The sequence below is a fragment of the Nonlabens marinus S1-08 genome (genome assembly GCF_000831385.1).
Classification (GTDB): Bacteria; Bacteroidota; Bacteroidia; order Flavobacteriales; family Flavobacteriaceae; genus Nonlabens; species Nonlabens marinus.
Genome location: NZ_AP014548.1, coordinates 2,045,222 through 2,068,596 on the forward strand (window position 1 = coordinate 2,045,222; position 23,375 = coordinate 2,068,596).

21 protein-coding genes are annotated in these 23,375 nt (G+C 38.1%); 14 read left to right on the top strand and 7 right to left on the bottom strand.

The genetic code is table 11. From position 1 onward, the window contains the following. Positions 1-12 precede the first annotated feature (12 nt). From NMS_RS09415 to NMS_RS09450, 8 genes are all read left to right on the top strand, one after another. A complete protein-coding gene (locus NMS_RS09415; RefSeq protein WP_158448989.1) occupies positions 13-2,739 on the top strand; it encodes a T9SS type B sorting domain-containing protein in 2,727 nt (908 codons plus the stop codon). Between the two features lie 148 nt (positions 2,740-2,887). Beyond that, entirely contained in the window at positions 2,888-4,021 is a 1,134-nt protein-coding gene (locus NMS_RS09420; protein ID WP_041496481.1) for a DUF2891 domain-containing protein, read from the top strand. A gap of 233 nt (positions 4,022-4,254) precedes the next feature. Beyond that, positions 4,255-4,692, top strand: a complete 438-nt coding sequence (locus tag NMS_RS09425) for a hypothetical protein (protein WP_041496482.1) — start codon at positions 4,255-4,257, stop codon at positions 4,690-4,692. A gap of 12 nt (positions 4,693-4,704) precedes the next feature. Continuing rightward, positions 4,705-5,898, top strand: a complete 1,194-nt coding sequence (locus tag NMS_RS09430) for a tetratricopeptide repeat-containing sensor histidine kinase (RefSeq protein WP_041496483.1) — start codon at positions 4,705-4,707, stop codon at positions 5,896-5,898. 10 nt (positions 5,899-5,908) lie between these two features. Then, positions 5,909-6,574 carry a response regulator gene (locus NMS_RS09435; protein ID WP_041496484.1) on the top strand — a complete coding sequence of 222 codons (666 nt, stop codon included), beginning with the start codon at positions 5,909-5,911 and terminating at the stop codon, positions 6,572-6,574. 701 nt (positions 6,575-7,275) lie between these two features. Continuing rightward, the gene (locus NMS_RS09440) at positions 7,276-8,364 is read left to right on the top strand and encodes an NAD(P)-dependent alcohol dehydrogenase (RefSeq protein ID WP_052476879.1); all 1,089 of its coding nucleotides are present in this window, start codon (positions 7,276-7,278) and stop codon (positions 8,362-8,364) included. 315 nt (positions 8,365-8,679) lie between these two features. After that, complete coding sequence (locus NMS_RS09445; RefSeq protein ID WP_041496485.1) at positions 8,680-9,015, top strand: hypothetical protein; 336 nt, start codon at positions 8,680-8,682, stop codon at positions 9,013-9,015. 155 nt (positions 9,016-9,170) lie between these two features. Continuing rightward, a complete protein-coding gene (locus NMS_RS09450; RefSeq protein ID WP_052476881.1) occupies positions 9,171-9,509 on the top strand; it encodes a YchJ family protein in 339 nt (112 codons plus the stop codon). A gap of 76 nt (positions 9,510-9,585) precedes the next feature. On the opposite strand, the gene NMS_RS13985 is transcribed toward NMS_RS09450, so the two are convergent. Further along, positions 9,586-9,741, bottom strand: a complete 156-nt coding sequence (locus NMS_RS13985) for a hypothetical protein (RefSeq protein ID WP_173405824.1) — start codon at positions 9,739-9,741, stop codon at positions 9,586-9,588. A gap of 222 nt (positions 9,742-9,963) precedes the next feature. Here NMS_RS13985 and rimK point away from each other — a divergent pair, with 222 nt between their 5' ends. Continuing rightward, positions 9,964-10,839 carry a 30S ribosomal protein S6--L-glutamate ligase gene (gene rimK, locus NMS_RS09455; protein ID WP_041496487.1) on the top strand — a complete coding sequence of 292 codons (876 nt, stop codon included), beginning with the start codon at positions 9,964-9,966 and terminating at the stop codon, positions 10,837-10,839. Positions 10,840-10,969: 130 nt separating this feature from the next. Here rimK and NMS_RS09460 read toward each other — a convergent pair whose 3' ends face one another. Together NMS_RS09460 and pta are read right to left on the bottom strand one after the other, a co-directional pair. Continuing rightward, on the bottom strand, positions 10,970-12,154 hold the full coding sequence (locus NMS_RS09460) for an acetate/propionate family kinase (RefSeq protein WP_041496488.1): 1,185 nt from the start codon (positions 12,152-12,154) through the stop codon (positions 10,970-10,972). 10 nt (positions 12,155-12,164) lie between these two features. Further along, positions 12,165-14,264: a phosphate acetyltransferase gene (pta, locus tag NMS_RS09465; RefSeq protein WP_041496489.1), complete on the bottom strand. Its 2,100-nt coding sequence runs from the start codon at positions 14,262-14,264 to the stop codon at positions 12,165-12,167. 214 nt (positions 14,265-14,478) lie between these two features. Between pta and NMS_RS09470 the strand changes: the two genes are divergently transcribed. The 4 genes from NMS_RS09470 to NMS_RS09485 all read left to right on the top strand — a co-directional run bounded on the left by NMS_RS09470 (position 14,479) and on the right by NMS_RS09485 (position 18,328). Beyond that, positions 14,479-14,838, top strand: a complete 360-nt coding sequence (locus tag NMS_RS09470; RefSeq protein WP_041496490.1) for a hypothetical protein — start codon at positions 14,479-14,481, stop codon at positions 14,836-14,838. An 83-nt stretch (positions 14,839-14,921) separates the two neighbouring features. Beyond that, positions 14,922-15,449 (top strand): hypothetical protein, encoded by a 528-nt coding sequence (locus NMS_RS09475; RefSeq protein ID WP_041496491.1) that lies wholly within the window; start codon positions 14,922-14,924, stop codon positions 15,447-15,449. A 242-nt stretch (positions 15,450-15,691) separates the two neighbouring features. Continuing rightward, on the top strand, positions 15,692-16,441 hold the full coding sequence (locus tag NMS_RS09480; protein ID WP_231862380.1) for a phosphatase PAP2 family protein: 750 nt from the start codon (positions 15,692-15,694) through the stop codon (positions 16,439-16,441). A gap of 168 nt (positions 16,442-16,609) precedes the next feature. Beyond that, positions 16,610-18,328: an FAD/NAD(P)-binding protein gene (locus NMS_RS09485; RefSeq protein WP_041496492.1), complete on the top strand. Its 1,719-nt coding sequence runs from the start codon at positions 16,610-16,612 to the stop codon at positions 18,326-18,328. A 280-nt stretch (positions 18,329-18,608) separates the two neighbouring features. Here NMS_RS09485 and NMS_RS09490 read toward each other — a convergent pair whose 3' ends face one another. Then, the gene (locus NMS_RS09490; protein ID WP_041496493.1) at positions 18,609-19,250 is read right to left on the bottom strand and encodes a DUF6266 family protein; all 642 of its coding nucleotides are present in this window, start codon (positions 19,248-19,250) and stop codon (positions 18,609-18,611) included. 395 nt (positions 19,251-19,645) lie between these two features. Beyond that, positions 19,646-20,338 carry a hypothetical protein gene (locus tag NMS_RS09500; protein ID WP_041496495.1) on the bottom strand — a complete coding sequence of 231 codons (693 nt, stop codon included), beginning with the start codon at positions 20,336-20,338 and terminating at the stop codon, positions 19,646-19,648. A gap of 131 nt (positions 20,339-20,469) precedes the next feature. Here NMS_RS09500 and NMS_RS09505 point away from each other — a divergent pair, with 131 nt between their 5' ends. After that, complete coding sequence (locus tag NMS_RS09505; RefSeq protein WP_041496496.1) at positions 20,470-20,664, top strand: hypothetical protein; 195 nt, start codon at positions 20,470-20,472, stop codon at positions 20,662-20,664. 758 nt (positions 20,665-21,422) lie between these two features. Here the strand turns inward: NMS_RS09505 and NMS_RS09510 are convergent. After that, on the bottom strand, positions 21,423-22,658 hold the full coding sequence (locus tag NMS_RS09510) for an ApeA N-terminal domain 1-containing protein (RefSeq protein ID WP_041496497.1): 1,236 nt from the start codon (positions 22,656-22,658) through the stop codon (positions 21,423-21,425). After that, positions 22,655-23,344 (bottom strand): hypothetical protein, encoded by a 690-nt coding sequence (locus tag NMS_RS09515; RefSeq protein ID WP_148311368.1) that lies wholly within the window; start codon positions 23,342-23,344, stop codon positions 22,655-22,657. The genes NMS_RS09510 and NMS_RS09515 overlap by 4 nt, the downstream gene beginning before the upstream one ends. Between the last annotated feature and the right edge of the window lie 31 nt (positions 23,345-23,375).

Consider the following 23,375-nt stretch of genomic DNA (forward strand, 5'->3'; position numbering starts at 1 on the left):
AAATCCTCTACTGTGGCAGACATTTTCTGTCCTGATGATATAGTAGTGGACGCCACCCCAGGCGCATGTGGAGCGATCGTACACTTCGAGGATGCCACAACGCCAGATATTCCACAAGCTCAAGAGGTTATCATGCTTTTTGAAGGTGCTGCAGAGGATGATTCACCATACATTGAAAACGGAATGCGACTGGATGGAAATGGTTTGAGCCATATAGATGCACCCTGGCCCATACCTTGTAACAACCGGCAAGGAGCCGCAATCCATCCGAATACCTCAAACACCTGGACCTACAATGATGGCCAGCCATTTACACCTACCAGGCTTTTTGTTTGTTCGACAAATATGCGCTTTACAACGGGTGACTGTGGTACTGAATTTATCCCAGCTACTACGGGAGAAGTTACTTTTCCTGATACTCCTGAATGGCAGAATATAACTTCCATGGTCTGGGAACAATGGGGAGATGATTTTGATGCCAGTATGGATAATTTTAGATTTATTCCATCGGCGGTTCAGCAAACAGAAGGATTGGAATCTGGATGTTTTTTTCCAGTGGGAACTACGCCAGTCACCTTTAGCGCAACAGATGTTGACGGAACTGTAACCACATGTACCTTCAATGTGACCGTCCGAGATGTAGAGAAGCCCTTCCTAGAACTTAAAGAATTTACCACCGCATTAGATGCTTCCCAACTGGCAAAAATAACTATTGAAGATATTACCACATCATTGCCTACTGATAACTGTGCCATAGATACGATTGTCATAAGCCGAACCATATTTACCTGTTCAGATGTGGGCACTAATGAAATCACAGTTACCGTAACAGATGTTAATGGTAATGTGAGCTCTGATACTGTTATTATCACCATTGATGGCAGTACCTCCAACTCAGGAATTGACCCAATTACGGACGCTGTGAGCTGTGAATCTTATACCTTACCACAAATAACAGGTGAAAACCTATCTGGCTCGCAACGTTATTACACACAACCCAATGGTATGGGGCAGTCTTTCAATGAGGCTGATGTTCTGGTCTTTTCAGATTTTGCCGCTTACCCTGTCCAACTCTTTGCCTATGATGGAAGTTCTAGCAAGGAATGTAAGCCTCAAGCCACTTTTCAGCTCACCATAGAAACTCCTTCACAGTTACAACCTATAGGAGATGTACTAGCTTGTGAGAATTTTATATTTCCAGAAATAGATGGAACTAACCTATCCGGTAATCAAGCCTATTTTACAGAATCCGGTGGTGAAGGCATCAAATATGAAACAGGGGATGAAATAACTCGGGATCCTGAACAGACTTATCCTATCACCATTTTTATATATGATCAAACTTCAACAGCAGCATGTGGTACTGAGGTTTCTTTTCAACTGGATCTTACCGCATGTGAATTGGAAGTCAACATTGAAGCTAGCCAAAATGAAATTTGCGATAACGACATTTCTAGTATCGCTCTCACGGCTGTTACAAATCCAGAAAATGCTCTAGGTACGTATAGCTACACTTGGAGAAAAAACGGAGACCCTGACATTGTATCTACCAGCAAAACTTATAATCTAATTCCTGCATTCACATCTCTTTACGAGGTGACTGTGGTTGATGATGGTGCAGCAGCCACAGTTAATACAGCAAAGGCAAGCATTGAAATTCAGGTAAATGAGGCGCCTATCATTGCCGCGCCATATGCTATAGAAATTTGCGATACTAATGATAGCGGCACAGGTACAGAAGTTATGGACCTAACAACCTTAAGTGATAACATCAGCTTAGATATTGAAAATACTACGGTTACATACCATGACACTCAAGAGTTCGCAAATTCTGGTACGTCACCTTTACCGAGTATCTATGAGTTGAACATGCCAGAAACTTTGATTTATGCACGGGTGACAAACGAGAATACGGGCTGCTTTGAAACTACGAGGATTACATTAGTCTTAAATGAATCTCCTGTAATTCTGCTTGCGCAAAATTATGCTCTTTGTAGCTCTAATGATGATAATAATTCACCTACGATACTTTTAGATTCAGGATTGGAGACATTAAACTATGATTTTGAATGGAGCGTCGATCGAGGAAATGGTTCTGAATCCTTACCGTCTACAGATGCGTCGATCGTGGCAAATGAAATAGGAACCTATACGGTTGTTGCTACAAATCTTGATACAGGATGTAGTGCCACAGCTACTACTATCGTTGATGCCGCTACTCAGCCCACTGAAGTTTCTGCAGTAGCTGAAGTTTCTGCTGTTCTCAATACCCATCGTATTCAAGCTAGTTTGACTCCGGCGCCTGGAGATAATTCAAGATTTCAAGTAAGGTTGGATGATGGAATCTGGTACGACATGAATGCCCGTGCTGGTGAATTCTTCTATAATTTCCAAGGCATAGAAACCGGTAACGGCGTTCATCAAGTTTACTTCAGGGATACAATCGGTTGTTTTTATGATCAGGTGGAAGTGTTATTGGTAGGCGTTCCGCAATTTTTTACACCTAATGGTGATGGTTATAACGATTATTGGAACGTTTTCGGTTCAAACCAGTTGTTGGAAGATTCAAAAGTCTCCATTTTTGACCGTTATGGTAAACTTTTGAGTCAGTTGACAACCACTTCTGCAGGATGGGATGGAAGTTTTAATGGCGAACCATTACCGTCTACGGACTATTGGTTCACTTTGGAACTTAATGATGGTCAAGTGGTTAAAGGTCATTTTGCGATGAAACGGTAATAGAGTTCGATGTAGGGTAAAGAGTTCGCTTTCGCGAAAGCGAAATTTCAACAACTCCAATCTACACCTAGAAATTCAGGATTTATAAACTAGAACCCTGCAACAGTGTTGACTTTGTTATATTTACTTCACCACCAAAATTGACATCGTGAAGAACTATTACATTGGGATCACATTCTTGATTTTGAGTTGCAATGATGCGACTCAACAAACCGTGACGGACACCACTGCTGCCTTAAGTACGGAAATTACATCTATTCCAACGCCCCAATTAACTTTAGAACAAGCCAATAATCTGGCCTTATTGCCTTTATATTGTGTGGACCAGGAATATCCTAATAAAATGGGACACGTGACAGCGTCACCAAAAGATCAAAAACGGCCTACAGCTCAACACCCAGTTTTCTACGGTTGTTTTGACTGGCACAGTGCCGTTCATGGTCACTGGAGCGCGGTCACCTTGCTTAAACAATTTCCTAATCTAGATAAGGCTTCAGAATTGCTAGGAAAGTTGACATCAAATATTACTGCTGCTAATGTAGCGGTAGAGATTGAATACCTGGAATCTGATCACAATACTACTTTTGAACGTACCTATGGGTGGGCATGGCTTCTCAAGCTCCAGCAGGAATTAGATACTTGGGATACCACTTATGGCAGACGCATGGCGGCTGACTTGAAGCCTTTGAGCGATTTGATCGTCGAGCGGTATATAGAATATTTACCTAAACTTCAATATGCGATACGAGTGGGAGAACATTCTAACACAGCATTTGCGATGACCTTGGCCTGGGATTATGCTGTACATAAAAATGAGGTAGCCTTAAAAAGTGCAATTGGAGCTAAAGCCATGGAGTTTTATCGCAATGACGAGGACTGTCCTATCTCCTGGGAGCCTAGTGGCTATGATTTTCTTTCTCCTTGTTTAGAAGAAGTGGACATCATGCGACGCGTCATGCCAGCAGAAGATTTTCACATGTGGCTTGCTAGATTCTTGCCTGAAATGGAGCAAGGAATATTAGATATTGAAATAGGTAAAGTAAGCGATAGAACTGATGGTAAATTAGTTCATATCGACGGATTGAACTTAAGCCGGGCTTGGGTTTTATATGGTCTCGCAGCCCAGTATAAAAGATATGAGCCCCTTGTTGAAATAGCAGATGCTCATTTATCACACACACTTCCCAACCTCGTTGCAGACGACTATGAGGGCGGTCACTGGCTAGGAAGTTTTGCTATTTATGCCTTACAGCAGGCAGGAGATTTTGAGAAGAATATTTAAACGGCAGACATTCTTTTAATTATTAGAGTTTCGAATTTTTGATCTACTGGCGTATCAAGTTAAGAGGTTTCTGCACGTTCATTTCTTAATTGGGTTAGCATAAAAGTTAGAGAATCTAGGAACACTTCGACGCCAAAATTTCTTGGTGTTAATCATCATGGTAGCAGCAAAATTCAAGAGTGAACGCAATCAGCTTATATGAGCGAATTGAGATTTATCAGTAAATTCGAAAAATGAATTCTAGAACCCTATTCTTCTGCTTACTGTATTGTTTTTATGGTTTGCTGGTTCATTCTGCAACAGCTCAACAAGTAGGGGATAGCACAGCGTATTACTATAATAAATTTATTAAGCCTACTAATGATTCAGACCTAGCTAGAGCCTATCTGTATTTTGAAAAGTCCATGCTAGAGAATATTGAAAATAAAAACTTTGCAAAAGCAGTTTATGACTTGAGAAGTATATCTGAGATTCAAAATAGATTAGGACTTTTTAATGAAAGTGAAAAATCTGCGGTTGAAGCTTTAGAGTTGTTGGAACAAATGAAGGATGATGATTTTGTTCTCAATTCCAAAATCGGTTTGTACAATCAACTTGGAATGCTCTACGGTGAGCAAGAAAACTTTTTAAAAGCTCTTGAATACTATGATTACGCTATGAAGAGAGCATGAGATTCATCCAGCATGAACTCCATACGCAATAACAAGGCTGTCATATATAGCAGATTGGGAAAATATGATGCCGCAGTCGCACAACTTACCAAAGTTTACAACTACAACCTTAGCATAAATGACAAGGAAAAAATAGCCAGAGCCATTGATAACTTGGGACATGCAAGATCAAAAATCAATCACCCAATTGCTCTTGATAACCTTATGACAGCGCTTAGCATACGAAAAGAATTGAGTTATGCTAACGGCATCTTTACTAGCTACTACCACTTGAGCGAATATTATAAAGAGAAAGACCCTGTGAAAGCGATGGAGTATGCTAATATGGCTCATGACATTTCAATATCAACAAGTAACCTAAAGCAAAGAGAAGCCGCTCTGGAATTGAAAGTAACTTTGAATAATGATCAAGATATAATTGAATACCTAGCACTTAAGGACAGCATTTCTAATTTTCAAAATCTTTCCAGAAATAAGTATGCGGCGCTAAAATATGATAAACAGTCAGAGGCTAAACGAGCCGATTTGAGTCAGCTCAAAATGGAACGGTGGATCGTTTTTTCGGTGATTGTAATCCTCATTTCTATTTTAATCTATTATTATCAAAAAACAAAACATGCTAAGGAAAAGGAGCAGAAAATCTATGAAACAGAATCTCGAATCTCTAAACGAATTCATGATGAATTAGCAAATGATGTTTATGGTACCATGGTTCAATTAGAAAGCAAGCCCATTAACATACCATCAATCATTAACGATCTTGAAGCTATTTATCACCAAGCTCGAGATATCTCACAAGAGAAAACGGTATTTCATTCTGATGAAGAATATATGGATGACCTCAAACGTATGCTCAGTTCATTTTCAAATAATCAAATTAATATTATTGTTCGTGGACTTTCCAATACGTTGTGGAACGGTATTTCTGGAATTAAGAAAGTGGCAATCCTAAGGGTGCTCAAGGAAGTATTAGTAAATATGAAAAAGCATAGTGGTGCTACAATAGTTTCGATTGTATTTGAACGATTGGAAAAACAGCTAGTGATCACCTACATCGATAACGGGATCGGTGTGAAAAACAATGCTGATAATAAAGGTGTTGGACTCAAAAATGTGGAAACCCGTATTCATTCCATCGGTGGGAGATTTACATTTGATTCTTCAAATAAAAATGGATCAAAAATAGAAATAGCTATTCCAGTTTAACCTTTTAAGTATGTTCAATAAAGTACTCGTAGCAGAAGATTTAGGGAGTATAAATCACAGTGTGGTGCATACCTTAAGAGAACAACTTCAAATAGCAGTTATCGAGCACGCCTTGTACTGTGATGATACCTATTTAAAAGTCTTGAAGTCTATTAAAGATAAAGCACCTTTTGATCTACTCATAACAGATCTTTCCTTTACTAAGGATCACAGGTTTCAAAAGATTCAAAACGGTAAAGACTTGATATCTAAAGTCAGAGAGCAGATTCCTGAAATAAAAATCTTAGTGTATTCTATAGAGAATCGATCCAATGTTATAAAATCGCTCTTTACGGACTATGAGATAAATGGATACATCTGTAAAGGTCGTAATGGGTTAAAGGAGTTGGAACAAGCTGTTCTAGAAATACAGAATGGTATTGAGTACATATCTCCAGAATTAAAAAGGACTTTAAAATCAGATGTTTTTGAGTTACAAGATTATGATGTCCAATTATTAGAGAAATTGTCCCTAGGCGATTCACAAGAAGAAATTTCCATTCAGTTCAAAGAAAATAGAGTTTCACCTAATAGTATTAGCACTATAGAAAAACGATTGAATAAATTGAAGATCGAGTTCAAGGCAAAAAATACCGTTCAGTTAATTGCGATTGTCAAAGACCTTGGAATAATATAATTATCATGTAGAATGGAAATTATAATTTTCCTGTCGTACGTAGATTTTATGACAGATCACTGCTTAATTAATTGCGGTTGATCCCTTGCATCAGTAAATCCGCTTTAAGATATGATTGGCCTTTCAAAAAATTGATCTAGCACTGCACTATCGCTTTCGCGAAAGCGAAACTTCAACTTAAAACTCCTCTAAGTATTCATTCGAGATCAATTTAAAAATTAGCTCTGTTTACGGAAACCCGTAATCAAATACTTTCTCATCATTCTATTTTCGCTTCACAAAATTGATCTGATTTTATCGGAATGGTCAATTTTATCAAGTTCAACAAATTTATTTAAGTGGCCACTTGCTAAGTAATTTACACTTATGTTTTTCTTTTCTTGGGGGAGAAAGGAAGGCAGTAGATTGCAAGGTTAGTGGTTCACTTATTTTATAATTTCAAACAGTTTCAGGATTGCAGTTCCTTCCATTTGCCTGTTGAACCCAACATGTCGTCCATCTTAATCGTTAGAAAGTTATAAGTATTTAAAATTTATCATGAATAGGTATTTAGCAGTTCAATAGTAACTTGAGATGTATCCCCATAAAGTATTTTTAATTTTTAAACCTTTAACAACCAATCGTTAAACTCGGTTAAGGGTTGTGAACTGTCTCATTTAATAGTTTAGATTTCTATTGAAACCAACTTAAACGATCACATTATGAAGGCAGATATTCATTATAAGGAATCCACTTTTACCGTTAAAGGCTATGGAGCTAAAGACGAAAATAATACTACCTTAAAAGAAATGGACGTGGAACGTCCCATGATCAAGGAAGACGAGGTGATCATTGAAACACTATACAGTGGCGTTTGTCACAGCGACATCCACCAGGTCCATAATGACTGGGAAAACACTCGTTACCCATGTGTTCCTGGGCATGAGGTCATCGGTAAAATTGTGAATGCTGGTAGTAAGGTGACTAAATTTAAAGAAGGCGATATTGTAGGGGTAGGTTGTATGATCGATAGCTGTCAAGCATGCCCGCAATGTAAAAATGATCAAGAACAGTTTTGCACAGGACCACACGGTCCCACCATGACTTATAACGGTTATTTTGCTGATCCAGAATCTGATTTCAATACTTATGGCGGCTATGCGTCACACTTGGTTTCCAACCAAGATTTCTTAATTAAAATCCCAGACACTTTAGACATTAAGGCAGCAGCACCCATTTTATGTGCAGGCGTTACTACCTATTCTCCTTTAAAACATTGGGGAGTAAAGAAAGGCGATCAGGTTGCTGTTGTAGGTATTGGCGGTTTAGGCCACATGGGAGTTCAATTGGCAAAGGCTATGGGAGCAAAAGTCACTGCGATCACCACTGAAAAATCTAAAACTGATGATGTCAAAGCTCTAGGAGCAGATCATGTATTGTTATCTACAGACGATAAAGCAATGGAAGAACACGCCATGAAATTTGACTTCATATTAATAACTATACCTAGCGCATTTGACGTCAACCCTTATATCAGTCTGATTGCCCCACGCGGGAGCCTAGTTACCGTGGGACTTTTGGGAGCTTATGAAAGCCCAACCAATAACATGGAAGTCGCAAAATATGCACGTTCCATAGGTGGATCCATTATCGGCGGTATAAAAGAAACACAGGATGTTATGAATTTTTGTGCAAAACACGGGATCCTTCCTGAAGTGGAAATGATCGGAATAGAACAAATTAACGATGCCTTTCAAAAGGTGAAGGAAGAGGATGTTCGCTTCAGGTACGTTATTGACATGAAAAGCTAGCTAGAAATAGTTTGAATATAGTAAATACCTCCTAAATTTCACAAGGAGGTTTTTTTTGAGACGAAGTTCGCTTTCGCGAAAGCGAACTTATTACCTAGTTCCTAATTCTCATGCAAAGAAATATTCAAACCAATGCGACTGGACCAATCGAGCAGTTCTAGAAAAATAAAGAAAGTTATAGAAATTGAACTTAAAAGCGGTAAATTAGTAGGTGTAGATCTTTATACCCCATTGATAATCTAATAGTTGAGTTAGCTTTATTCTAATCAATTTTAATTAAAGCAAATCCCCTTGCTGCTTTCAAAACGAAGCTTTATGACATCAGTAACTGACCACTGGAGTAAAAGAGAATTAGAAGTTTATATCCTGTTGCTATGTGCTTTGGCAGACTCAAATGCTGCCCAAGCTGAGCTGGACTTGATTCATTCTAAAACGGATGGGCCTACATTTTATAAAATGGCTCAAGAAATTTCTGGAGATTCAGAAAAGAAAAGCCTTAAAAAAATACGGAAGAATATCGTGTATCATGACTATTCCATCCAAGAAATAGGAAATTTAAGACGTGAGATGGATGAAGTTTTCCGTGCAGATCAAGTGTATGTTACTAAGGAACGTTTGATGAACGAGGTTCTTCAAAACATTATTTATTGATTTTTTTAAGACAAAAATTAGAACAGCATTAAAGAATGTGGCGGTACAGAAATTCCTAATTTCGAAATTTATTAAGAACTTATAGACTTAAGCTGCCAGTGACTGCCTTAATTTGCCCTTGTACACCTACCCAGCTGTATGAAACATGCTGTGGCATGGCCCATAAAAACATTCATACCGTAATCACTCCAGAACAGCTCATGAGGTCTAGATACAGCGCCTTTGTCCTAGCTGATGTGGATTACCTTCAATTGAGCCAACATTCCTCGCAACGATTGTCAAAAAAAGAGGCTAAAGAATTAAAATTATGGACAAAATCTGTGACTTGGATTCGGTTAGAGGTATTACAAACGACTCAAGGACTTGAGGATTTAGAGACAGGTAGGGTTGAATTCAAGGCTCATTATCTAGAGAATAGCCGCTTACAAGTCATTCATGAGAACTCCAAATTCTGCAAAGAGAATGGGCATTGGGTATATCTAGAAGCTATATAAAGTCAGATGGTGTGAATGTTTTTTTTCGCTTTCGCGAAAGCGAACTCACAACATTATCCATTCTAATTCTATCCTTTTAAGACTCCTTCTGCGCCTGCGTTGCCTTCACAATTTCTTTTAAACGCTGGGCGCGTGTTTCTTTTTGAGAGCGCAATTTATTTTTCTTGCGATCCATTAATTTAGAATGTTTGCCTTTGTTTTTGGTGTTTTTTTCCTTGCCCGTCTTTGCCATGGCTAAATATTTACAGCACAAAGGTAAAGCTTAGGAAAATTCTATTGTGTTTCACTTATGCTTCATTAATAGAGGTTTAAGAATGGATCACCTATCCAAATTTGCATAGGAAGAAGCTATTTCTATGTCCTTGAGGAGAGTTTTATCAAAATTTTGGTTTGTTTATTATTAGACTTAGTTGGAATAAGCCTTACTTTATCGGCCTACAAACAAAATGTAAACATGAGAATAGCAATCCTATCACAAAACCCCAATTTATATTCTACTAAACGCATTGTTGAAGCGGGAACTAAAAAAGGGCATGAGATGGTAATTATAGACCATACGAAATGCAACCTGGTCATTGAAAAAAAGAATCCTACTATTATTTATAAAGGCAAAACACTAACCGATTTTGATGGAGTGATTCCAAGGATAGGTGCATCAGTTACATTCTACGGTACTGCCGTGGTGCGTCAGTTTGAGATGATGAAAGTATTTTCAGCAACTGAATCACAGGCATTAGTAAGATCTCGTGATAAATTGAGAAGTTTACAAATACTATCTCGTGCTGGTCTGGGATTGCCTAAAACAGTTTTTAGTAATTATTCCAAAGACGTGAGCGAGGTGGTAGACGCTGTGGGTGGTGCACCATTGGTGATTAAATTACTGGAAGGAACTCAAGGACTAGGAGTGGTACTTGCAGACAATAGAAACTCTGCCGAGTCGATCTTAGAAGCCTTTAACGGACTTCAAGCACGTGTGATCGCTCAAGAATTTATAAAGGAAGCTGGCGGCGCAGATATTAGAGTATTTATAGTAGATGGCGTTGTTGTAGGAGCTATGAAAAGACAAGGAAAGGAAGGAGAATTTAGATCTAACCTTCACCGTGGCGGTAGCGCAAATATCATTGAACTATCAGATGAAGAAGAAAATGCGGCCCTTAAAGCAGCTAAGGCTATGGGGTTGGGAATTGCAGGTGTTGACTTGCTCCAATCATCTAGAGGTCCATTGATACTTGAGGTAAACTCTTCTCCAGGTCTTGAAGGTATTGAAGCTGCGACTGGTAAAGACATCGCAAATCAAATTATCAGGTATATCGAGCGTAATGCTGGCTAATAGGTTGAGAGTCGATTTAGGTTATTTCCGGTCCCTTAATAGATCAATTTCCTCTGTAGATTTGTACTAGAGTAAAAAATAATTCCAGTGTCGATACATTCGACACTGGAATTTTTGATTTTATAAAGTGTCAATGAGCTATTTGAAACGCCTGCTTCGCAATTTCTAATTCTTCATTTGTTGGAATGACAAGGATCCTAATTTTTGATTCTTGAGATTGGATTTCTCGTAATGAATTGGACCTTATTTCATTTTTTTCTTGGTCTATAGCTAATTCCAGAAACTCCATATCGCTGCATACCTTGCTTCTAAGTAAGTTCGAGTTTTCCCCAATTCCAGCAGTAAAGATGATCGCGTCAACACCATTCATAGCCGCTGCATAGGCACCTATGTATTTCTTGATTCGGTAAGCGTTCATTTCTAGTGCAAGAACGCAGTCCTTATCTCCATTTGCAGCTTCTCTCTGTATATCCCGTAAATCGGCATACCCAGTTAATCCAAGCATACCACTTTCCTTATTTATCATGCGCTCTACGTCGCTCAATTCATATCCTAGTTTATTCACGAGATGAAAGATGATAGCATGATCAATATCGCCACTACGAGATCCCATAATTAATCCATTAGACGGCGCAAACCCTAGACTATGGTCCATGCTCTTTCCGTTTACAATTGCGGTCATGCTGCATCCATTCCCTAAATGGATGGATAGAATTTTAGAAGTTGCTAGTTGCAAATGCGCTATCGCTTTCTCTGAAACATACTTATGGCTGGTACCGTGAAATCCGTAAACCTGAATTCCTTCTTCCTCATATAGTTTATTGGGCAATGCGTATTTTTTTGCCTTTTCTGGTATGGTTTGATGGAAGGCCGTATCAAAAACGGCTATTTGTGGTGCTTTAGGGAAAAGCCGTTCGGCGATATGAATTCCCTCTAGATTATGAGGATTGTGTAAAGGGGCTAATGTCGCAAACTCAGCAATTTTACCTTTAACTTCGTTTGTAATTAAGGTGGTGTTTGTAAATAATTTACCACCGTGTACGACCCGGTGACCTACAGCATCGATTTCCTCTACATGTTTGATCACTCCTTTATCAGAGTCCAACAGTAGCTCAACAATTCGTTCTAAACCCTCTTGATGCGATGCTATCGTTCCAGTTTCTGTAAGCTCTGAATGTTGAGATTTGAAGGAAAGAACAGCATCATTTTGACCTATACGCTCTGCCATGCCGCTGCACACCACTTTTTCAGATGGCATCTGCAATAATTGAAATTTAATGGAAGAACTGCCTGCATTGAGTATTAGTATATTCATTTGTGATAGGTTAAAAGTCTTCTTGCGCCTGGATAGCAGTCACTACTACCGTATTGAAAATATCGTCCACCGTACACCCGCGACTTAAGTCATTTACGGGCTTATTCAAACCTTGAATAATTGGGCCTATGGCCAGCGCTTTGGTCTCCCTTTGAACCGCTTTATAGGTATTGTTACCTGTATTCAAATCTGGAAAAATAAAAACATTAGCCTGGCCAGCGACCTCGCTGTCGGGCATTTTAGTCTTACCCACTTTCATGTCGACGGCTGCATCGTATTGTATAGGTCCTTCTACTTTGAGATCTGGACGTAATTTTTTGACTAAAACAGTCGCTTGCCGTACTCGCTCTACATCTTCTCCCACGCCTGAACTACCTGAAGAATAGGACAGCATTGCAATTTTAGGATCAATATTAAAGGCACGACTGGTGGCAGCAGAGGATATGGCAATTTCTGCCAATTGTTCTGCAGTAGGATTAGGGTTGATGGCGCAATCTCCATAAACAGAAACACGATCTTCTAAGCACATGAAAAATACAGAGGAAACAATGGAAGCCTCAGGTTTGGTTTTAATAAACTGTAATGCTGGCAATATAGTGTGCTGTGTGGTATGAACCGCTCCAGACACCATGCCATCGGCTTTGCCCTTATAGACCATCATCGTCCCATAATAAGAGACGTCTTCCATCAAGTCTTTCGCCATAGCGAGGTTTACATTCTTGTGTTTTCTTAATTCATATAACGCTTCCGCGAAAGCGTCAAAATCAGCACTGTGGACTGGATCAACAATTGAGATTTTATCCAGGTCTAGACCTATGTCTAAAGCGGCGACTTTCTCAGTAATTTGTTTAGGATCTCCCAGTAATGTGATGGTTACGGCATCAATGTCGATCAGTTGTTTGGTAGCTCTAAGGATGCGCTCGTCCATCCCTTCTGGCAAAACGATGTGTTTCTTGTGGGATTTGGCTTTTTGTAAGAGGTTGTATTGGAACATTCTGGGTGTGATGCCGTCTGTTTTAAAAGTAATCAGTCGTTCCACTAAGGCATCAACGTTGACATATTTCTCAAAATCCTTGATCGACGATTCTATCTTCTGTGTATTTTCAGCATAAATCTGCGATTTGATATCGCCTATACTGTTAGTGACCGCATAGGTGCCGCCAGCCACTGAGATTACGGGAACTACATCAGAAAGACCTTCAATCAACTTGATGATAGAATCCTCAGGCACTAGTCCACCAGTAAGTACAATACCAGAAATCGATGGATAGTTTGCAGATATATTAGCCTGTAAAGCGCCTAGAATGATATCTGCCCGGTCGCCAGGAGTGATGACTAGTCCATTTTCCTTTAAGTGCGTCAAGTAATTGCGCAGTTGCATTGCCCCAACGCTGAAGTATCCCGCTTGATTGTTTAAATAATCTCTACCGAAAAGAACTGTCGCATCCAGCACATCAACAATCTCTTTGAGAGATGGGTTTGCTAAAATAGGATTCAGCGGAATAGCATTCACAATGACTTGTGCAGGCAACTTAGACTGCAGATTGGATATTATAGCATTAGTATGATCTGTCTGAACTTTATTAGCGATCACAGCTAGAACCTCGACACCTTTATCTCTAAACGAATCAAATGCAATGCGCAAACTTCCCGTAAGATCTTCCAACGATTTCCCAACGCCACTGGCCAGGATAATGGCAGGAACACCCAGATTGCGTGCAATCGCAACATTTATATCAAACTCGATAAGCGAGCCCTCGCCGCTGAAACTAGTGCCTTCAATAAGTACATAATCGTAGCGCTCTTCCACCGCTTTGTACTTTTCAATAATCCGGCTGATGATTTCATCCTCCTGATTCAAATTTTTCATTCGGATCACCTCACTGCGAGTAAAAGCATAGGCATCCTCAAATTTGAGATCCAGATTGAAATACGTGATTACCGTTTTAATGTGATTATCGATGCTACCTTCTACAAAATCGTCAATAATGGGTCTGAAGTAACCCACCTTTGGAGTTTTACCCAGTAATAAATGCATTAACCCTAGAGAAACTATGGATTTCCCACTGTGCGATTCTATGGTGGTGATGTATATGGCTTTGTTAGGCATAGGCTGTAATGAAGTTTTCTATTTCTTAGGTCGACTATAAAAATAATACTATCACAAGTAAAAGAGGCAACACATATAGGTTCCTCATTAGAAATCCATTGAGAGAATGGAGAGTGAGGCTTTTTTCGCTTTCGCGAAAGCGAATTTCATCTAATTTCATAAAATTTTCGTGGGTTTGAAAACATCAATTAACTTGTTAAAAAAATAGATTCATATGACCCTAGACGACTTGATGGGCAGCTTTACTATCCAAGGAGAAAATCAAAATGCTATGAAAAGCAGCTATTCTGGTACACTAGAGTTGAGCTTGAACAGTGATCTTCAAGTTGTAGCAAATTGGCAGATAGGCGAGGAGCAAACCCAAAGCGGGCTAGGTTTCTATAAAGATAATATTCTGGTAATAAATTTTAAATATACAGGCGGCGACGGAGCTCGATATTACGGGACGGTCGTTTATAAATGCGTGACTAAGGATGTCCTTGTTGGGTTCTGGTCAGAAGAATTGGGAGATCCCGCTTTTTTAGGAACAGAAAAAGCGTACCGGATAAGAAGTAGTCAAAAGATTTTGAACTGATCTAAATGAAATATGACAGTTTTCTTTCTGTTTTACTTGGAATCTTTGGATACATTTAAATTTAAAATTTTCCAGTTGAAAGCATGAGATTTATTTTAAGTATTACTTTATTCCTAGTGAGTGCAATTTCTTTTGCACAGGAAACTATGGGATTTCAGCCTTACCGGCTCACTTTTGAATCAGGTTATTACCATGCAGCTAAAAGAGATGCTAATGGATATCATTCTCAGTTTGATTTTGCTGTTTCTAAGAAGAATCATTTAATCAAACTAAACTTGTCTACTGGTTTAGGCACAAGGTTAGGCCCATCACCAGAATCTAGAAACTTGGGAGAAATTATTATTGAGGAAATATTCTTTCCATTCCGCTATGGGATTGCCTCTGGACAATACGGCTATGCAATGGATCTGAGTAATAAGGTACTATTAGAACCCTACATAGGCGGTGGAGTCTTATTTGCGAATGACTCTAGTTATCTAGTAATTCCAGTATCTGTAAAAGTAATCTATACGCTAGATGCACCTATAGATCTGGGAATTTCAGGAAATTATCAGATCAATGCATTAAATGACTTCTACACAGTTAGTGCGGTTGTAGGGTATCGATTTTAAGTAATATTCATGTTAAAAATTGTTCTTCAAAAAGTAAACCACCCAAAAGGATGGTGCTTGTAAATTCATTAAATAAGTTGATCCCGCACTGGAAAGCATGATGAGTGATAAGCTCTATAGAAGCTAGTCATGGACAAAGCCTTTAACCATTAAGGAATTCACTTAAAAAGCCATAGGTTGCTACCAATTATCTTAAGCTATACTTGTTACTCTTCTCATTTTACAATTATATTGTTGATTCAATGCTCAACCCTCAAAGCACTATGCAAAAAGAATTGATTGCGCTCTTAAAAAAAGTAAAGCAAATGCTCTCACAAACTTTTAAGAGATATGATGATAGATGGCCCTATTTAATTACTGCAATAGTAGCGGCATTAGTCTTTTTTGCGGGTATCAAATTATTTATAGCGCTTACTGAAATTCTTAAATCTGAGTACTTAGCTTCCTACGATACTACCATCAGCGAGAATGTTGCACTCTATCGCAGCCCATATTTGACAGACTATTTTGTTTTTGTAACAAACCTAGGCGATGCACTGGGATACCTTATCGTCTTTTCAGTTTGTACTCTCCTATTTTACCTAATTTTTAAAAATTGGAAATATGTGGCGCAACTGGCTTTAGTTATGGTTTTGGCACTCAGTTCAAATTTGATTTTAAAACAAATTATTAATAGGGCAAGACCAACGGCCGAGCATCTGGTCACTGTAGAAACCTTGAGTTATCCTAGTGGACACGCCATGATGGCAATGGCTTTTTACGGCCTGCTGATTTATTTAATTACTCAATTCAATTTTAGGAAAGCTTATAAATTTCTTGTCATTTTTACTCTTATCGTGCTCATTTTGAGCATTGGTCTCAGCAGGATCTATTTAGGAGTTCATTTTCCGTCAGACATTGCAGGCGGCTTTATCGCTGGGTTTATTTGGGTGGTTTTTTGCGTCATGATTTTCAATTTGATCAAAATATTTAGAAGAGATCCAGCCACTTGATTATGACGTAAACTCTTTTGAGTCATGCTGATGAATGAAGCTGGAGTGCTTTAAACCATGAAGTTACTAGGAAAAACTGATGTGCTGTTTTTGAATTTCTACCTATCTAAGTTGCGATTTAAGAAAATCTAAAGATCCATTCTAGCATTCTAGTCCGTTCTTTACCACATGGGAGAAAAGGTATACCAACTGTCGATTGTTGGATTTGGCGCAAGAGGATTGCATGCGTTAGAATTGTTTTATAGTTCGCTTTCGCGAAAGCGAAATAACATTCAGTCGCAAACCATCATTTTTGAGACCCGTAAAAACCTAGGAACTGGACTTGCCTGGGATCCAGATCAAACGTCTGCGAATTGTAGCAACATCGCTGACCGTGCAATGGATACCCTCCACGGTAGACAAGAATTTACCGTAAATAATGTCATTGTTCCTGCATTTCCTAGCTACCTAGAGTGGTTGGATGAGGTTATGGAGGTACAGGTAGATAATGAAAAGGATTCCTATTCTCCTAGAAAAGTTACTGGAGCCTATCTAGCGCAAAGAGCACGATCCATTCTGGAGCCTTTACAAATTATAAGAATGGTAGAATTGTGCAAAGAACGCATAACAAACATTCAACAATCAGGTAATCAATTTACACTGACTTCAATGGCAGGCAAAAAATATTCATGTGAAAACGTGCTACTTGCACTAGGACATTTGCCGACCAGAATGTCTAACCTTAATAAGAAATGCCTAGAGCACGCGCAGCAGTCAGGAATCCGTTTTAGTAATACGCCTTGCACGGCAACGGCACAAGAGATATATCATGATTCTAAGACAATTCTTATAAAAGGTCTAGGTCTTTCTATGATTGATGTGGTACGCATGATTGTTAAAAATAGAGGAGGAGCGTTTGCTCAAGAATCTAATAGTATTTTTTTGAAATTTATGGGAACCACAGATGTGCAAATTGTTCCCTATTCTCTTGATGGTCTAGCCATGGTACCAAAACCGATAGGCAAACGCGTTGACGATAACTTCAACCCTATAAATGCTGGAAAGGCTGAAATGCTGGCAAGATTGAAAGATGATATTGCTGCTAACAAAATTAAAACGGTTGAGGATATTTTATACCCTATCGCTCGTATCGTGATGAAGATTTATAAAGGTTTTGAAAAAACATATTCAGGTCAATCAATTGAGGCTGAAACTGGTGCAGCGCTGGTCGTAGAATGGTTTAAAAACCCGTTGACTAAAAGTGATCACATCATGGATACCTCAATGCCTATTGTGGAATATATGAAGCTCACCTGCAAGATGTCTCATGGGCAAATTGCATTTTCACTGGATTATACCGCTGGACAGGTATGGAGAGAAATGCAGATAGATATGTATCACTTGTTTACGTATGGCTTATTGCCAGATCTACTAGTGGCAGAATTTATACAAATAAATGAGCAGGTAAAGAGATATAGCTTTGGACCCCCAGTGGCTACTATTTTACAACTCATAGCTTTGCAGGAGGCTGGCGTTCTAAATTTAGATTTTCATCATGATCCAAAAATTAAGTTATCTGAAAATGGATATGAAATTTCTAACCTGAGTCAGTCTATACTATGTGATGCTATGGTAGACAGTGTATTGCCAAGACCTAATATGCGAGAGATTACAGATGACCTAATGAAATCCATATTAGAAAAACCATTGGCTGAGCAGTTTGCTAAACATCTTGGTATACGCGTTTCTGATCGTGCTCAACATCTTTTAAATTCTTGTCCTGTAGCAGGACTTTACACTATAGGTCGCAACGCTAAAGGCTCTATTTATGGTGTGGATTCTATTCTTGAATGTTTTAACAGTGATAGGATGCAACCTGTGATGGATGATATCATCAATAGGTTGTAAACTTTCTTAAGAGCGAGAATATAGAATCGGTTAAATTTTTAAGTAGGTTTTTGTTTCTCCTTTTTACTTCCCGATGCAATATCTTTCTAACCTATATTTTAAAGGGGTTGTGAGAGATTAGGCAACAAATAGGCTACAGAATAGCCATATAATCGGCAGTATCACAACAATCAAGGGAAAATACTTGTTGCCTTATTTGTATCAAAGATAACATATTTCAAGAGGTGCAAAAAAAAAGACCGCTCGTGAGAGCAGTCTCTTTCAACACAATATACAAGCACTATTGGGCTGTACCAGAACCCAAATAAACACTGTTTGATACTTGGCTACCATCAGCAGTAATAAATGCCATAAATAGCTCTACATCATCTCCCGCATAAACGCTCGGTAATGCAACATTATCAGATCCTGTTGCTCTCGTAGCTCCGTCAAGAATAGAAACTGCTTCCTTCTTTGCTGGATTGTACACTAAAAGCATCGCTTTATCTGTTCCGTAGGCGTTTCCACCTGTAGAGTTATCATCCCAAGTGAATGATACTTCGCCAGGTGTAGTTAAATCAACCGCACCGTTAATTGGTGCCGCTAATCCGCCGCGGCTTACAAGCGCATCAGGATAAAACACTTCAAAGTTTGGTTCAACGCCAGAAATAGCATTGTTTAGGATGTAAGACATCGCTGCATTAAACTCTGTTCGCTTTACCGCAAGCTTTTTGTAGCCTTGCTTAATAAATGGCTTTACAGCCTGTAAAAATTCAAGCGTGACGGTAAACTTATTTCTTTGGTTTACTTGTCCCGCAGTTCTCGGATTGGCTACACTCGCAGGTTTAATGCGTAAATAGTCAATTCCTTTCCAGCTTCCACCGATAACGTTTCCAACCTTACCTGAAAGCCCACCTAAAATTCCTTGTGCAATCTTTCCCATTTTGTTTATAGATTTTGGGGTTAATAATTATTGTTCGGATTTGGTACGGCTTTGGCCTGAAGCAATACCCTTTCCGCCTAAAGTATGGCAAGTATTATGCAAACTGCTATTGGCAGTCGCCTTTGCTTTCGGCTGCGCTGTTTTGCCCTTCAACAAAGAAATGGATACATTTTTTTAAAAGAAAAAGAGAAAAAAGAAAGGCAATCGTGTTGTGGCGTGGCAATCCTGTCAAGCTTTTTGGAAAAAATCGTGCGCTTGGATAGGGTTTAAAAAAAAGTACGCCATTTTTCAGCGTACTATTTTTTTCAAAACCCTTGTGGCTTGAGCTTTACTGGATTATAGCGTTGGCCGTAGGAAGCCACGTATCTTTCCGACCTTTTTTTTCTTTGAGAATTTCAATTATTAGATAATCTTTTGTAGAGTAATTCTCTGAAAGGTAAATTCTCTTTAGTGGGATAATAATTTAAATAGTTATAAATCGAAACAAGTAACTGGCTGCCTTGTCTATTATATTGTTTTATAGGAACAAAAAACATTCTTTGAAACTCTGGGAAATTAAAAATTATTCCTTGCATTGATAAATGACTGCCCTTTAATTTATAAGCTATATATCCTGATTTTTGAAGTTTTTTGAAATCAGCTGCATATTTCAGGTTGTCGGTAAATATCGAAGGATTAATGTCTGTTCTTGGTTTCCACTTACGCCCATTTTTAGTAATCTTAAAAATATCTGTTTGTTCAATGTTTTCATTTTCCAAAGGCATCAAGATGAAGTTATATTTTTTCAACTTACCTAAATTGCTACGGTTTCGAAGTATAAGATTTAGTAGATTGACCTTCATAAAATCAGTAAAACGATACATCATTAAGAAGAAACGAAATGATGGAATAACAAGAATAAAATCTCGACGTTTGGCACCCGGTTCATTGATATTGTCATTAGTGAAATGAATATTAAATTCTTTTCTTTTTTGATCAAAACCAATGCTTAAATGGATGCCTTCATCAAATGTTGGTACAGTGAATAAGAAACCTTTTTCTTCACTATTTGACATCCAAATGAAAAGTGATTTAAATTCTTCAAACATTGGCGTAATGTATGCTTTTTAAGCAGGTAATCCAAAAGGCGCGAGCCGCCTGCGAGATGAGCGAGGGTGCTGTGAGTGATAGCCTGTAGCGAGTGTTCAGAAATATGTTTAATCAAATATACTTTTTATGAATGTTAACCAAAATTCGAGCGAAAGGCTCTCACGGCAATGTTGAAAACACAAGGGTGGCGCTGTTTTTTGATGCGGCTGGAAAGGCAAGTGCTGGGAACGAAGGAAGCAATGTATTTAGGATGGCGGTAGATTTTCATCTCTTGATAGGGTTTAAGAGATGTAAGGATATTAAGGAAATTGAGAATTATGATTGATAAGATAACGAGATGAAAAATCTACCGCTGTGTGGTGGCTTACATTGCTGACGGAATGAGTAGCTCTTGTGAGCGGTTGCAATATGGGATCATCCGCCGTTCAGATATTGTAGTAATTTGAACTGTAGATTATAAATTCAGATTTTACTGATTTATAATGAGTATTAGCGGTGATTGCATATTGTGACTTGGGTGCTATCAAAAACTGTGACACCCTGATTAGCCCGAAGCGACACGCAGGCTCGCAAAACAAGAAATAGCGGTTACACCCACAAATTAAGCCACGCGATAGCGTGACCATAAAGGGGTGTGGGTGTAAGAGTAGCTATGGGTGCAAAAGGCGTGTAATGTGTGAAATAAAGCAAGCCGCCACTCTTGGATGGCGCACGTTGGATGTGGTGGCGGTCCCCACAAGGGCAGCTTACCTATGTTCATTTTTATAACTAAATGATAATGCTGTTTATATACCCTTGTGGGGATGCTTTATGGAACTAAATGAAACAACTGGCGCACTCCTTATTACCTGCCTTCCCCAATGTTAATGTCATCACTACAGTTCATTTTGAAGACTGAAATATGATTTGGATTTAAGCGCAAAGGCAAAGAGTACTGGCGATAGTTTTACCAGATTACTTATTAAATACTTTAGAAGGTTTCTTGAAACTATTGTCTGTACTGCGCGGAACCGTAGGCTCTTGCGATTGAAAGTAGTGTAGCTTGCGGAATGGATTGAAAGCGTAAGTGCCGAAGGTGGGGAATTATTTCTCTTTGTTCTTTAATAAAGGATTTGCGCTTAATATTTCATTGGTTCTTTTCATATCAATAAATACGCTGTTGCCGTGCATAATGAACTTTTTTAATAGATCTTCTGATACTTTAAGGGTTTCGAGTAATAGATAACCTATTACAAAATCGAATAGAAAGCTTATGTAGAGTAATTCATATTCACTGTATACATTCTTGTTGGCAATATTGCTATGAACGTGATAATCTCTTGAACGTACTACTTTACTTGGAAATGATTTCCACTCATCATCAGTGAATTTACCGATTAATACAAATGCTATTTTGTAGTGTTTAATGAACTTTGACAGGTTATTTGATTTATGTCCTGCATATAACTTCCCAAAAGCTTCAAAAGATGCTATACTATTAGTAAATCTCTTGTTATGGCTTGTATGGGTAGCTATGAAGTTTTCCATCAACTTGTCCAGGCAGAATTGAAAAGAATTATTAGTATATACTGCGTACAGCACTTTATCTAAATCAACTTTTACTTTCTCATAATCTGTATGTACATAAGTATGTGTGGACTTCGTTAATTTTTTATCATTATAATAAACCTGCTGCCATTCTCCACAGGAAAGACATTTAAAACTGAACCTTTCAAATTTGGCTGACCGCCCAAAGAGTAGTTGTAGCATTTTTTGAAATTGATCATAAATTCTAATCGCTTCCAAAATATCGACAGGCTCATCTTTTTTAAACAGAATTGAACCACGATTTTTAATGTGTAATTCTGTTCTTTCAGAATGAAAATTCAAATAATGACTTATTGTTATTTCTAAACCGATATTATCAATTGTATATAGATCATCAAATTTTTTATAAAGTAGTTTATCATCCAAATGGTCATACCACGTATAATGATTTACCCATTTTACTATTGCATCATTTATAACAGAAAATTCAGAGACTTTTGTATTTAAAGCATCTACGAAATGATCTGCACTTACAAAGGAATATTTAGGACGATATATTCTTGTCTCGACCATTCCAGATGATGAATGCTGAATGTGACAGTCAATAAAAGTTATATAACCTAAACTGGTAAAAACGCCTAAAATTTGTGGTTGCTTATAAACTGTTCTTGGTGCACAAAGATTAGTTTCCAACATTAAATCGTCATCTTTATAAAAAAGCACAGCAAATTGCTTGTTGCTTTCTTCGCCAGCAAACCATACTTCCCCATAATATTTTTGATCCTTGTTCATTCTACAGGATGTTTACCAATTTTATAAAGTAATGAAGCAATGTTTTTTGAAAGGCTTTGTAAAAATGCCTTATCTGTAAATTTTAATATGTAACGTTGTGGCTTGCTCAAGTCAGTAAGTTGATTAGTTTTATGTTCAAGTTCAAACCCTTTTTGCTCAAATGCCTTGATTTCCTTAAAATCCCTATGTGTACTCATTAATTCTCCATTGTGATGAACTAATATATTTCGAGTTTTTCGTAAGCGTTGTATATAGCTCCATTCTGGATCTAAATCTCTAACAGCTATACCCATTGAGCGTGACATAAATAATTTTGCTTTATCCATATCACTACTACCTTTAAGGTCGCTCATTTTATAGGCCGTGTTTTTTTGACGTGCATAGTTATCACATCCATATTTCAATTTATATTCAAGGAATGAGTAAAGTTGAATGACGATTGATTGCCTAAAAAATTGTTTGAAGTGATTGTCAATCTGCCACATATCGTCTATTAAACTCGATGTTAAGTGGTCGTGATATTCTGGTGGGGCATCAATTTGACCTGCTTCTATATCCTTTTGTAATTGATGAAACTTATCTTCAAGTGATTTGCCTTGTAGCTCAAATTGACGTTCTTGTTCATCTATGTAATCATCAATTTGCATCATTTCAAAATCTACCCATTGCGGTAGGAAATAATTCATTAGGTCATTTAATCTTCTTGATCTTGACATA

Coding starts and splice junctions, on each gene's coding strand:
- NMS_RS09425 (WP_041496482.1), top strand. CDS start 4,255: ATGAATTCTAGAACCCTATTCTTCTGCTTACTGTATTGTTTTTATGGT.
- NMS_RS09430 (WP_041496483.1), top strand. CDS start 4,705: ATGAACTCCATACGCAATAACAAGGCTGTCATATATAGCAGATTGGGA.
- NMS_RS09435 (WP_041496484.1), top strand. CDS start 5,909: ATGTTCAATAAAGTACTCGTAGCAGAAGATTTAGGGAGTATAAATCAC.
- NMS_RS09440 (WP_052476879.1), top strand. CDS start 7,276: ATGAAGGCAGATATTCATTATAAGGAATCCACTTTTACCGTTAAAGGC.
- NMS_RS09445 (WP_041496485.1), top strand. CDS start 8,680: ATGACATCAGTAACTGACCACTGGAGTAAAAGAGAATTAGAAGTTTAT.
- NMS_RS09450 (WP_052476881.1), top strand. CDS start 9,171: ATGGCCCATAAAAACATTCATACCGTAATCACTCCAGAACAGCTCATG.
- NMS_RS13985 (WP_173405824.1), bottom strand. CDS start 9,741: ATGGCAAAGACGGGCAAGGAAAAAAACACCAAAAACAAAGGCAAACAT.
- rimK (WP_041496487.1), top strand. CDS start 9,964: ATGAGAATAGCAATCCTATCACAAAACCCCAATTTATATTCTACTAAA.
- NMS_RS09460 (WP_041496488.1), bottom strand. CDS start 12,154: ATGAATATACTAATACTCAATGCAGGCAGTTCTTCCATTAAATTTCAA.
- pta (WP_041496489.1), bottom strand. CDS start 14,264: ATGCCTAACAAAGCCATATACATCACCACCATAGAATCGCACAGTGGG.
- NMS_RS09470 (WP_041496490.1), top strand. CDS start 14,479: ATGACCCTAGACGACTTGATGGGCAGCTTTACTATCCAAGGAGAAAAT.
- NMS_RS09475 (WP_041496491.1), top strand. CDS start 14,922: ATGAGATTTATTTTAAGTATTACTTTATTCCTAGTGAGTGCAATTTCT.
- NMS_RS09480 (WP_231862380.1), top strand. CDS start 15,692: ATGCTCAACCCTCAAAGCACTATGCAAAAAGAATTGATTGCGCTCTTA.
- NMS_RS09485 (WP_041496492.1), top strand. CDS start 16,610: ATGGGAGAAAAGGTATACCAACTGTCGATTGTTGGATTTGGCGCAAGA.
- NMS_RS09490 (WP_041496493.1), bottom strand. CDS start 19,250: ATGGGAAAGATTGCACAAGGAATTTTAGGTGGGCTTTCAGGTAAGGTT.
- NMS_RS09500 (WP_041496495.1), bottom strand. CDS start 20,338: ATGTTTGAAGAATTTAAATCACTTTTCATTTGGATGTCAAATAGTGAA.
- NMS_RS09505 (WP_041496496.1), top strand. CDS start 20,470: ATGTTAACCAAAATTCGAGCGAAAGGCTCTCACGGCAATGTTGAAAAC.
- NMS_RS09510 (WP_041496497.1), bottom strand. CDS start 22,658: ATGAACAAGGATCAAAAATATTATGGGGAAGTATGGTTTGCTGGCGAA.
- NMS_RS09515 (WP_148311368.1), bottom strand. CDS start 23,344: ATGAATTATTTCCTACCGCAATGGGTAGATTTTGAAATGATGCAAATT.